Annotated in this window: 10 protein-coding genes; 1 reads left to right on the top strand and 9 read right to left on the bottom strand. The window is 62.8% G+C overall.

Annotated features, from left to right (window positions below):
* The 8 genes from LRF89_RS12270 to LRF89_RS12235 all read right to left on the bottom strand — a co-directional run.
* On the bottom strand, positions 1 to 606 hold a 606-nt coding region (locus LRF89_RS12270; protein ID WP_238637240.1), incomplete at its 3' end, for a right-handed parallel beta-helix repeat-containing protein.
* 170 nt (positions 607 to 776) lie between these two features.
* Positions 777 to 3944 carry a type I restriction endonuclease subunit R gene (locus LRF89_RS12265; protein WP_238637239.1) on the bottom strand — a complete coding sequence of 1056 codons (3168 nt, stop codon included), beginning with the start codon at positions 3942 to 3944 and terminating at the stop codon, positions 777 to 779.
* Entirely contained in the window at positions 3931 to 4902 is a 972-nt protein-coding gene (locus tag LRF89_RS12260; protein ID WP_238637238.1) for a GIY-YIG nuclease family protein, read from the bottom strand. Before LRF89_RS12260 ends, LRF89_RS12265 begins: the two co-directional genes overlap by 14 nt.
* A complete protein-coding gene (locus LRF89_RS12255; RefSeq protein WP_238637237.1) occupies positions 4899 to 6272 on the bottom strand; it encodes a restriction endonuclease subunit S in 1374 nt (457 codons plus the stop codon). Before LRF89_RS12255 ends, LRF89_RS12260 begins: the two co-directional genes overlap by 4 nt.
* Positions 6269 to 8242 carry a type I restriction-modification system subunit M gene (locus LRF89_RS12250; protein WP_238637236.1) on the bottom strand — a complete coding sequence of 658 codons (1974 nt, stop codon included), beginning with the start codon at positions 8240 to 8242 and terminating at the stop codon, positions 6269 to 6271. The genes LRF89_RS12255 and LRF89_RS12250 overlap by 4 nt, the downstream gene beginning before the upstream one ends.
* 148 nt (positions 8243 to 8390) lie before the next feature.
* Positions 8391 to 8762: a DUF2237 family protein gene (locus tag LRF89_RS12245; RefSeq protein ID WP_238637235.1), complete on the bottom strand. Its 372-nt coding sequence runs from the start codon at positions 8760 to 8762 to the stop codon at positions 8391 to 8393.
* A gap of 45 nt (positions 8763 to 8807) precedes the next feature.
* Positions 8808 to 9785 carry an SPFH domain-containing protein gene (locus LRF89_RS12240; protein ID WP_201167388.1) on the bottom strand — a complete coding sequence of 326 codons (978 nt, stop codon included), beginning with the start codon at positions 9783 to 9785 and terminating at the stop codon, positions 8808 to 8810.
* Positions 9778 to 10266, bottom strand: a complete 489-nt coding sequence (locus LRF89_RS12235; RefSeq protein ID WP_238637234.1) for an NfeD family protein — start codon at positions 10264 to 10266, stop codon at positions 9778 to 9780. Before LRF89_RS12235 ends, LRF89_RS12240 begins: the two co-directional genes overlap by 8 nt.
* A gap of 249 nt (positions 10267 to 10515) precedes the next feature.
* Between LRF89_RS12235 and tenA the strand changes: the two genes are divergently transcribed.
* Positions 10516 to 11184 (top strand): thiaminase II, encoded by a 669-nt coding sequence (gene tenA, locus LRF89_RS12230; RefSeq protein WP_201167053.1) that lies wholly within the window; start codon positions 10516 to 10518, stop codon positions 11182 to 11184.
* Between the two features lie 13 nt (positions 11185 to 11197).
* Here the strand turns inward: tenA and LRF89_RS12225 are convergent.
* Positions 11198 to 11477: EAL domain-containing protein (locus tag LRF89_RS12225; protein WP_238637233.1), on the bottom strand; the 280-nt coding region annotated here is incomplete at its 5' end.

Raw genomic sequence — 11477 nt, 5'->3', positions numbered from 1 at the left:
GGCCGATTTTAAAGCAATCCCTGATAGGGCGTTGTCGTGGCATCGGTTGGCCGTGAGGCGAAGGCTGGCAGACAGCTTGGACCACCTTCTGGAGACAATGCCACCGCCACAGTGATCGATCTCGCATTGGTCAACGTCAGCATCCCGGACGCCGGCGAGAAGAAGCCCCGATCTTGTTAGCAACGTGACATGACACGATTCGATTTGGATCCGGTCGCTTGCACGCAGAGAGAATCCCATCAAGGAATGCCCCCCACCGCAAAGAAGCAAATCAGCAAAAATCACATGCTTCGCGTTTTCCACATCGACGATTCCATAGTAAAACTCACCGCACCCAGCGGCTGTACCCGCTGCTTGATCTAGCCGGACTTCCAGATTGCGTACCTGCTGCCCGCCGCTCGCATGCACCTGAATCACCGGCATAACTTCGTGCATTTCGAGTACTGTGCCCGAGTTGCCAATGAGTTCGACACCTCGCGGAACGACCAGCGTGGTGTCACCGCGATAAGTGCCAGCCTCTAGGCGCACGACATCGCCGTCGCCGGCACGTTGAAGCGCGGAAACAATGCCACCCCACCCCTCTCTTTCCGTAACCGTCATGTGCATGAACGAAAACTCCGGAAAATAACCTTGCGTCTCACATGGCGGCCATTTGTCGACCCCAAGAGCGTACGGCGAGCCTTGATAAAGTCGCCACCCTCCTCTGGCTGGAGCAGGAGGTCCGCATAGCTAGGCATTCATCCGCCCCCCGCCACGATCCCTTGAGTCGACACCCATCATGTGGACGCCTCCTTCTCCGCTTTCATAAACCGCACCAGCAGCCGCGCCAGGGCATCGAAGTTGTCGTTGCTCTCCAGCGCCTTGGTGGCCATCTGCTCACGCTCCTGGATGCTGTCGATGAGGATCTTCTCCAGCACCTTGGGGAAGCTCCCGTGCATGATCTGGTCGACATCGTAGGTGTCGATCTGGTGGTCGACCTGCTCGTGCCGTCGCGCCCGAGTGCCGAGTTCCTGCAGCCAGGTCAGCTTGTCCTCGTCGGCGGTATCTTGGCCGAAGAGATCGTTGAGCCGGTCGATGATCTCCTGGAGCGGTTTCTTCTCGGGCTCCCGCGCCTGCCCCGAGCCGACACCGCTGACGGCGGGGAGGGCGTATGCGCCCTGCTCTTCTCCCAGTCGAACGGCCTGCTCGGCCTGCTTCTGGATGCGGTAGTGGGTCAGCTCCAGTTCCGAGACGTCGACCTCATCCTTATCGATGGCTTCCAGGCGTAGGAGCGGACCCAGGTAGCGGCCAAAGACGGCCAGGGCTTCGAGATCACGGTCTCCGTATTCGATCACCTGCGAGAGGAATTCGTAGATGCGCACGAAGCTGTTGAGGTCCTTCTTGAAGAGCTCCAGGGTCTCCTTCGCCTCGTTCGCTTCCTTGAGCTCGTAGTCCGCACGCTGCTGTCCGGCCTGATCGCCCTGGCACTCGGCGCGCTTGCGCTCGGACTCCCAGTTGCGCACCGCCTCGATGGCGGCCTGGTAGCGCTTCTGGAATCGGTCCTGCGCGGGGCGGACGTAGTAGTTGAGCTTCGAGTCCTTGGCCTTCGAGTCGTAGAAGGCGTGGGCAAACTGCTTGACCTCCTCCCACTGGTAGATCTGCGCCTCGTTGAGCTTGCGCATCAGGTCGTAGACGACCTGGGCGTCCGAGACATCCTCCAGCTCGGCGGTGCGGTAGTACGGCTCGAAGGCCTTGCGCACCTCCTCCGGATCATTGACGAAGTCGAGGATGAAGGTCCGCCCCTCCTTACCCTCGAACGGGCGGTTGAGGCGGCTGAGCGTCTGGACGCAATCCACCCCCTGGAGCGGCTTGTCGACGTACATCGCGCAGAGCTTCGGCTGGTCGAAGCCGGTTTGGAACTTGTTGGCCGCGATCATCACGTTGAAGTCATCGGTGTCGAACGCACCCCGATGGTCGCGGCCCTTGAGCCCCGGATTCAGCAGGCTGCTGCGCTCATCGACCGCCTGCGGAATCACCTCATCCGGCTCCACCTGCCCGGAGAAGGCCACCAGCGGGTGGACATCGGCGTAGCCCTGCTGGTCGATGTACTTGCGCATGGCGATCTGGTAGCGCACCGCCTCGCGGCGGCTGCTGGTGACCACCATGGCCTTGGCCTGGCCATCAAGCAGGTGACGGACATGCTCGCGGAAGTGCTCGACGATGACCTCTACCTTCTGCTCGATGTTGTACTCGTGCAGCCGCACCCAGCGGGCGATCTTCGATGAAGCCTCGCGGGCGTCGACCTCGTACGCCTCACCGTGCGGGTGCGCCAGCCGGAAGGCCGTCTTGTAGGTGATGTAGTTCTGCAGCACATCGAGGATGAACCCCTCCTCGATGGCCTGGCGCATGGAGTAGACGTGGAAGGGTGCCGGCAGGTTGTCCGAGGCCGGGCCCCGGGAGGGATCAGGCGGGCGGCCGAACATCTCCAGCGTCCGCGCCTTGGGCGTGGCCGTGAAGGCGTAGTAGCTGATCCGATCCGTGTGGCCGCGGGCCGCCACTGCCTCATCGAGCAGTTCCTCGGCGCTGACCTCCTCGTCCTCACTGCGCTCGACACCGAGCAGCGCCTTGAGCTTGTGCGCCGAGGTGCCGGTCTGCGAGGAGTGCGCCTCATCGGCGATGACCGCGTACTTGCCGGCGGCCAGATCCTTGTGCCGGTCCAGTGCCTCGAACAGCGCCGGGAAGGTCTGGATGGTGACCACGATGATCCGCGTGCGCGCCTTCAGCGCCTCGGCCAGCTGCTCGGACTTGCTGCGGCCCTCGCTACCGGTGATCAGGCGAACGACTCCGCTGGCGTGCTCGAACTGGTAGATCGTCTGTTGCAGCTGCTGGTCGAGGACATTGCGGTCGGTGACGACGATCACCGAATCGAAGAGCTTCTCACCCTGGTCGTTGTAGAGACTGGCCAGCTGATGGCTGGTCCAGGCGATGGAGTTCGACTTGCCGGAGCCGGCGCTGTGCTGGATCAGGTAGCGCTGCCCAGGCCCCTCTTCCCGGGTGGCGTCAATCAGGCGGGTGACCGCCTCCCACTGGTGGTAGCGCGGGAAGATCAGCGCTTCCTTCTTGCTCCGGCGGCCGTGGAAGTCCTCGTGCGTCTTCTGTTCCAGGTGCAGGAACCGCCCCAGGATGTGCAGCCAGTGATCCGGCTGGAAGACCTCGCGCCAGAGGTAACTGGTGGCGTAGTCGTTCTCGGAGGCCGGGGGCGGATTGCCCGCACCACCTTCTTCGGTGCCGCGATCGAAGGGGAGGAACTTCGTCTTCTTGCCCTGCAGGTGGGTGGTCATGGCCACCCGGTCCTGGCTGACGGCGAAGTGAACCAGCGCGCCGCGCTTGAACTTGAGCAGCGGCTCCTGCTTGCCGTTGGTCTTCGCCTTCGTTGGCCGGTCGTGCTTGTACTGACGGATCGCCTGCTCCACCGACTGCTGAAACTCGCTTTTGAGCTCCAGGGTGGCCACGGGCAGGCCGTTGACGAACAGAGCCAGATCCAGCCGAGGGTTGTACGTGCCCTCCTGCGCGTGCGGCGAGTAGGAGAGCTCGGGCACCACGCGCAACCGGTTCTGCCGGTAGCGCTCAAGCACCGTCTCGTTCATCGAGTGGTCGGGCTTGAAGGTGGCCAGCTCGACCTTGGCCCCCGGGGTGCGGAAGCCGTGGCGCAGCACCTCGAGCGTGCCGACCTTCTCCAGCTCGCGGGCCACGTGATCGAGCAGCGCCTTCTCCGGTTCGCGGGCGTTGTGCTTGGCGAAACGTTCCCACTGATCCGGGTGGGCCTCCCGGAAGTAGCCGATCACATCCTCGGGGTAGAGGGCGCGCTCGCGGTCGTAGGCGGCGCTGCTGCCGAGCTGCCACCCGGCGGCAACCAGTTCGTCGATGATGGCCTGCTGGAAGGCGCGCTCTTTAGGATCCGCCATCGCCGGGGCTCACTCCCTGATCACTCGCCGATGCCGCCGCTTCCTCGGCGGCCTGTACCTGTCGATCCTGCCATTCCGCATAGGTTTCGCAACTCCCCTCCAGCTTCCACGCGGTACGTCCATTGGCGGTGCGGCCCGAGACCATGGCCGCCGCAGCGCTCGGGCTCGAGAAGGCCTGATCCTGGGTGAACCGCCGACGGCCAGCACCGTCGTCGACCAGCACCCCGTCCTCACAGAGCTGGTGGAACAAGGCCTCGTAGCCACCGCTTGGTCCCTTCCACGACTCTCGGGCCAGGGACCCGGATAGCACGTAGAACTCGCCTTCGTACTCCTGGCCGCGGGCCTTGAGCCCGTGTTTCGGCAGCTCCAGGCTGAAGAACGGCGAGGCTTCCGCCTTCGGCTGATCGCCGGGCCTCTCCGGCGTCGATGGCTTCGGCACCGCCCGCAGGAAGTCGAAGCCGAGCACCGGCAGGACGACGCGGATCTGATCGAGGAAGAAGGCCATGTCGGCCCTATCCGCTTCCGGCAGGTTGGCGTACCCCTTCGCCGTGCCATTCGCCAGCCGACAGCGGCCGACCTCCGTGGCGTTCTGGATGAGCAGGCTCTCCAGGTGTTTGACGTGGGCCTTGGTCAGGTTCTGATCCTTGCTGGTGACCAGGCAGACCTTCTCCCAGAAGTCCTTGCCGCCCTGATCCTCCGGGCGGTTGTGCTGCTTGAGCCGAGTTCCGACGTCATCGGTCTCGCCGATGTAGACCAGCGGGCGCAGGCTGTTGTCCGGGTCCGGCCCCACTAGAAAGTAAACGCCGGTGCGCCCGCACTCGGGGCGCTGGATGAGCTCACTGAGCTTGCTCCGCGGCCCGGTCAGCACATGACCGGTCCAATTCATGATCTCGGCGGTAATCAGCCCGTTCGGCGAGTCATCCACCAGAAACAGGCGCAGGCTGCGGCCGTAGCTCATGTAACGGCGCCCTCGCCTTCATGCTCAGGTTCCGTGCTCGAGGCCGGTGGCGTCCAATCGCGGACGTCGATCTTGCCGGTGACGGCAGCGGATATCAGGGCGGAGCGGCGTTCTTGGAGTAGACTGATGACTAATTCAGCTTCCTCCATCAACGCGTCAATGCGAGCGGTTTCTAGGTCTAGGAAAGCACTAATTGCGACTTGTTCATTGTATGAGGGGAAAGTAAAGCGAAATGAAACCAGGGACGAAACATTCAAAACACGCTGAGCAGTCCCACGGCAAACAAGGTCTGTGAAATGAGAAAAAGCTCCGGATTGGAAAATCCAACAAACGTAACGAGGCAACACATCGGGCTTTAGCTGTAGCCGAGCGATAGCACGCGAGAGGTTTACCCCTTCAAGCCTTTGAGAAACCTCGATTGCCTTGCCAATCGTGCCCACCAACGACAGGACAACATCACCAACCTGAACAATGGTGCGTGAGTATTGTCTAGACAGACCAGGACTAATCGTTGTCAGCCCTGTGCCATCAATGTATTCATTTTCCATGTCTGTTATTCGAAGCATGGGCACCCCATCCGGATCAAAATCCGGAACCAGCACTCCGTAGCAAGGTGGCTCAGCGAAATAGTAGCCAAGCTTAGATACGACCCACTCAGCTGGAACCTCCCCCAGCCACTCCACACCGGAGTCCTTCATCGGCACATCCGGATCGAGGCCCTTGGTGACGGCATGGGAGATGACCGCCTGGCGCTTCTCCTTGAGCAGCTCGATCAGGCGCTGCTGCTCCTCGATCAGGGCGTCTATGCGGGCGGTTTCGTGATCGAGGAATTGTGCCACTTTATATTGTTCGTGATATGGGGGACGCAGGCATGAGATATTGCGCACCAAATACGCATTTAGGTTATTCTGGGTGTTGCTTCTCGCGCTTTCAATCAAAGTGGGCTTGATGAACTCAAACCAATATTTCAAATATCTTTGACAAACGTTTTTTTCAGGCTTTAACGCCAAAAGAGCCTGATTAATTGCCGCACAACACCTCAGCTCTGCGACGTGCCCTAGGCTAGCATACATTGAGAATACCAAAGTGCCCCACGGCCATAGCTCAAGATTTTTACTCTTCAGCCCGTGCTCAGTTATCCGGCTAAAGGTCTCATCCACATACGACCGCTCTGACATGTCGGAAATCGCGACCCATGGATAACCATTACCATTATCTGCCCAACATTTGTCATCTTCAGTATCGGGAGTACCTCCAGAACCCAAAAAAGACAACATATGTTTAATCTTGCACAGCGTCCAATGAGACGGAACAGATCCTACCTGCTCAACAGCCGAATCCTTGTACTCCGGATACGCCGGATAACTCATGCCGACAGCTCCTCAATCATCCGCTTGATACGGTCGGTGCACTCCCGCAGGTCGGCGTCGATCTCCTCCAGCGATCGCGGCGGCTCGTACTTGTAGAAGTAGCGGTTGAAGGGGATCTCGTAGCCGACGATGCCCACCTCCCCATCACGCGCATCCTTCCTGCTGGTGTCGATCCAGGCATCGGGGACGTGCGGCTTCACCTCGCGCTCGAAGTAGTCGTCGACGGACTCGGTCAGCGGCACGTTCTCGGCATCGCGCAGTTCCGGGTCCGGCTCGGCCCGGCCTTTCTTATCCCGGCAGATTGGCGCCTCCGGGTCGCGGTCGCTGAGGGCGGCGAGCACGGCCTTATGCTGGTTGGGCTTGAGCTTCACGCCCTCGCTCTGCAGGGCGGCATCGAGTTCCCGGGTGAAGGCCTCGCGGTCCTGGTAGAGGGCGCCATCGAGCCGACGACAGGCGTCCAGGATCGCCTGCTGGTCCCCCTCACCGAGCTTCTGGATGGGCTTTTGCTCGGGAATCCGGGCGATGCGCTCCTCGCTGGCCTGGAAGTTGAGGCGCAGCGGGCGTTCGACGGTGATCCGGCGGTAACCGAAGGTCTCCACAGGAAAGATCCGGCTCTCCTCGGTCTCCTCGTAGTCACCGTAGAGCTTCACAATGGTCCGGATTGCGTCGTCGTCGAGGTACTGGCGCTTGTTGCCGAGCGACTTGCGCATCTTCGAGTAGTGCTCGGTGGCGTTGATCAGCTGCACGTGCCCCTTGCGCTCGGCGGGCTTGGCGTTAGAGAGGATCCAGACGTAGGTGGCGATGCCCGTGTTGTAGAACATGTCCGTGGGCAGGGCCACGATGGCCTCGACGAGATCGCGCTCAAGCAGGTAGCGCCGGATCTCCGACTCACCTCCGCCGGCGCCGCCGGTGAAAAGCGGCGAGCCATTGAGGATGATGCCGATGCGCGACGGCCATTGGCTGCTCTGGTCCTGGCGCATCTTGCTCACCAGGTGGAGGAGAAAGAGCAGCGCCCCGTCATTGACCCGCGGCAGCCCCGGGCCGAAGCGGCCGGCGAAACCCAGCTGCTCGTGCTCTTCGTTCACTGCGCGCTGACTACCCTTCCAGTCCACCCCGAACGGCGGATTGGCAAGCAGGTAATCAAAGCGTTCCCCATGGTGCTGATCGTCGGAGAGCGTGTTGCCCAGGGCGATATTGCTCACCGGCTCGCCCTTGATGAGCATGTCCGCCTTGCAGATCGCGTAGGACTCCGGGTTGAGCTCCTGGCCGTGCAGCGAGACGTCCACGCCCTCACTGATCTGCTGGATGTAGTTCTGCGCCTCGGACAGGAAGCCACCGGTACCCGCTGCCGGGTCGTAGATCTTGATGATCTCACCGCGCTGCAGCCGCCCCTGCTGGCCGGTGAAGACCAGCGAAGTCGTCAGGTGCACGACATCACGGGGCGTGAAGTGCTCACCGGCGGTCTCGTTGGAGGCCTCGGCGAACTTGCGGATCAGCTCCTCGAAGACCACGCCCATGGAGAAGTTATCCAGCCGCTGCGGACTGAGATCCATGGCCGCGAAGCGCTGGACCACCGGGTAGAGGGCGTCGCCGTGCTCGAGGCGCTCGAGAAACTCCTCGAAGCGGAAGTGCTCGAAGACCTCACGCGCCGCCGCGCTGAAGTGGCGCACGTAGTCGTTGAGGTCCTCCCGGGTGTGGGTCTCCGAGACCGTGGCCAGCCGCAACGGCGAGGTGTTGTAGAACTCCAGACCAGCCTCATTGCGCAGGATACGATCGCGCATCGCCGCCGGCTTGTCCTGGTAGGCCTTGGCCTGCTCCAGGACCTGATCCCGCGTCGGCTCAAGGACGCACTCCAGCCGGCGCAGAACCGTGAAGGGCAGGATCACCCGCCCGTACTGCGACTGCTTGAGCGTACCGCGCAGGAGGTCGGCAACCCCCCAAATGAAGCTCGCCAGGTTCTCTTGGTTCATCCTCGCTGATCCTGCTCCTGAGATGTAGGCACGTGGATTGGCACTCTAACTTGAGGGGTTACCCTCATCCAGAGGCTGCCTAGCCAAGGGAACCAGGACCGCGGGGGCTAGCAGGCGCGCAACGGGCGCGGAACCAACGGCTTCGCACTCACAGCGCGTACGCCTTCAGCGTATCGAGGTCGATCACGGCCAGGGTCTCGGCATGCGTGGCGTGCAGATCCACTTTGGGAGCCACTCCCGCGCGGTAGGCCTCCATCCAGCGGCCGGCGCACAGACACCACCGGTCCCCGGGCTGAAGGCCGGGAAACCCCATGACGGGGTTGGGGGTCGTCAGGTCATTGCCCTGCTCCCGGGTAAAGGCCAGAAATGCCTCGTCCAATTGGGCGCAGACCGTATGGATCCCGAAATCCTCGTGGCTGGTATTGCAGCACCCGTCCCGGTAGAAGCCGGTCAAAGGCTGAGTGCTACAGGGCGCGAGGGGCTGGCCCAGGACGTTGACGGACTCGAAAGGCTGACTCATGGCTATCTCCAACTCCGAAGGTGGGGGATCGTCCGGCCGGGCCGCTCATCCACCGGCGCCGGAACCGGACTGGCTTGAAGCCGCCGCAGCCCCCGTCGCCGGCCCCAGCAGCTCACGAATACCGCCCACCGATCCCATCAGGCTCGTGACCTCCAGCGGCAGGAACACCCGCTCGCCGTCCTGCGCGACCTTGGGCAGCACCTCGATGTAGCCCTGGGCGATCAGGTAGCGCATCGCATCCCGCGACTCCAGGCCGTCGGCGTCGTCGGCAGCCTCGAGGATCTGCTTGATGGCCCGCTTCTCGCCTTCGGCCCGCTGCACGGCGGCTTCCTTGTCGCCCTCGGCCTTGAGGATCTCTGCCTGCTTGTAGCCCTCTGCCTCGCGCACCTCGGCGCGCCGGGCACGTTCGGCGGCCATCTGCTTGTTCATGGCCTCGCGGATGTCATCCGGGATGTCGATATCGCGGATCTCGACGCGATTGACCTTCACGCCCCACTTGTTGCCGGCCTCATCCATGGTCGCCTGCAGCCGGCCGTTGATTTCCTGACGGGACTCGAAGATCTGATCGAGCTCCATGCGCCCGATCTCCGAGCGCAGCGAGGTCTGCGCCAGGGTCTGGACGGCAAGGACCAGGTTCTCGGCGCCGTAAATGGCCGCCTGGGCGTCCATGATCTGGTAGTACAGCACCCCGTCGATGCGCACCCCGACATTGTCGCGGGTGATGACCTCCTGCTTGGGGAAGTCGAGCACGACCTCACGCAAGTCGATCTGCTTCTCCGTATCGATACTCTTCTTGTTGTCGCGATAGCGGACAATCGTGATCGGACGGGGCCGATCGAGGATAGGGATGATCAGATTCAGCCCCGCCTCCAGCGTCCGGTGGTAACGACCCAGGCGCTCGATCACCATCGCATGGCGTTGCGGGACGATCACCAGACCCTTGACGAGGATGGCGATGAGCAGCACCGCCATCAGCACGACCAGAATCGAGGTCACCTCGGGAATCGCCACGGCATCATTCATGGTGCTCACCTTTGCGTCCTTGTTGGGGGTTTCCGGCATCACCCCCGTCCTCACGGGTTACGACCGCCGTCGTGCCCTCAAAGCGAACCAGTCGGACCGCGGCCCCTTCCTCGAGCTGCATGTCCGCCGACCAGGGGCGTGCGCCGAACTCATCACCGAGGATGTGGACCCGCGGATCACCACGGGCATCGAGGTGGACCCGAAACGTCTGGTGCCGCACCCGCGGGTCGTCCACGCCCTGCGTCAGTTGCCCCGGCGTCCAGCGCCGGAGCAGCATCAGCGCCAGCGGCACCAACACCACCCCGGAGAGCGCGGCGGTGAGGATCTGCAGCTCCCAGGACAGACCCAACAGCGCGGCTCCCATCCCGAAAAGCGCCATGCCCGCCGCAGCGAGCAGCACACCGCTCGCTCCGCCGAAGAGGAAAAGATCCGTCAGGACCAGGACGATCGCCCCACCCAACCAGAGACTCCATGCGCTCACCATACCCCCCTTTGCTCGCTCCGCCGCTTATCGGTCTCCGAGCCTACCAGCATGGACCGGCCGGTTTTCACAATAACTGTGGAAAACCGTGTGGAGACACCCGGTGTAGCCCCGCGCTGCGCGGGTTCGCGAGCGATGGACAGATTCTGCTCACCGCCTCGGGCCACTCACGAGCGAGAGCGTCAAGGGCTGGTATCCTGAAAGCGGGATTGAGAACCCGGAGCACCGCGCCACAGGGAGGCAAGCACGATGGCTTTCACGTTCGATGACCTGGTCGCGGCCTGCGAACAGGACTGGCGGGCGTACATCGAGCACGAGTTTGTACGCACGCTCGGTCAAGGCACCCTGAGCGCGGAGGCCTTCCGCCACTACCTCAAGCAGGACTACCTGTTCCTGACCCACTTTGCCCGCGCTTACGCCCTGGCGGCCTACAAGAGCCGCAACCTGGAGGATCTCCGCCAGGCCCATGCGGGTATGAAGACGATCCTGGACGTGGAGCTTGGTTTGCACGTGTCTTTCTGCCGCGAGTGGGGCATCTCGGAAGCGGATCTGGCGAAGCTGCCCGAGGCACGAGCCACCATGGCCTACACCCGGTACGTGCTGGACACCGGCAACCGCGGCGACCTCCTCGATCTGCATGTGGCCCTGGCACCCTGCCTAGTGGGTTACGGGGAGATCGCCAACTGGCTCAATGCGCAGCCGGACACCGTCCGCGGCGACGCCAATCCCTACGACGCCTGGATTGCCATGTACGAGAGCGAGGAGTTCCAGGCGGGCATGCAGGCCGAACGGGCGTGGCTCAACACCCGCTTGGCGGAGGTGACCCGCAGCCGCTTCGACGAGTTGACGGAGGTCTTCCGGGATGCGACCCGTCTGGAGATCGATTTCTGGCAGATGGGCCTGGATGGCGCCGATTAGTCGTGGGCCCGCGCTATGAAACGCCCAATGGTCCCCCACCGAAAAGGATCTCGGTAAGCTGATCCGCCCGCATGGGGCGCCCTAGTCCGAAGCCTTGGCCGCGCTCGCATCCGAGCCCTTGGACAAAAGCGCGCTGCGCGTCTGTCTCGATCCCCTCCGCCACCACCGGCATACCCAACCCGCGGGAGAGGCTCACGATCCCGCGAACTAGGGCCTCGGATTTGGCGGAGCTGCCGATGCCGCCGACAAAGGCACGATCGATCTTGAGCGTGGTCAACGGCAGGGCCTGGAGA

The sequence above is a fragment of the Halorhodospira sp. 9621 genome, assembly GCF_022228055.1.
In the GTDB taxonomy this organism is placed as follows: Bacteria; Pseudomonadota; Gammaproteobacteria; order Nitrococcales; family Halorhodospiraceae; genus Halorhodospira; species Halorhodospira halophila_A.
Note: the sequence above shows the minus strand (reverse complement) of the source record. Positions and strands in the feature narration are given on the sequence as shown.

Bases quoted from the DNA above. Each gene is read 5' to 3' on its own strand.
- LRF89_RS12265 (WP_238637239.1), bottom strand. From the start codon at position 3,944: ATGGCGGATCCTAAAGAGCGCGCCTTCCAGCAGGCCATCATCGACGAA.
- LRF89_RS12260 (WP_238637238.1), bottom strand. From the start codon at position 4,902: ATGAGCTACGGCCGCAGCCTGCGCCTGTTTCTGGTGGATGACTCGCCG.
- LRF89_RS12255 (WP_238637237.1), bottom strand. From the start codon at position 6,272: ATGAGTTATCCGGCGTATCCGGAGTACAAGGATTCGGCTGTTGAGCAG.
- LRF89_RS12250 (WP_238637236.1), bottom strand. From the start codon at position 8,242: ATGAACCAAGAGAACCTGGCGAGCTTCATTTGGGGGGTTGCCGACCTC.
- LRF89_RS12245 (WP_238637235.1), bottom strand. From the start codon at position 8,762: ATGAGTCAGCCTTTCGAGTCCGTCAACGTCCTGGGCCAGCCCCTCGCG.
- LRF89_RS12240 (WP_201167388.1), bottom strand. From the start codon at position 9,785: ATGAATGATGCCGTGGCGATTCCCGAGGTGACCTCGATTCTGGTCGTG.
- tenA (WP_201167053.1), top strand. From the start codon at position 10,516: ATGGCTTTCACGTTCGATGACCTGGTCGCGGCCTGCGAACAGGACTGG.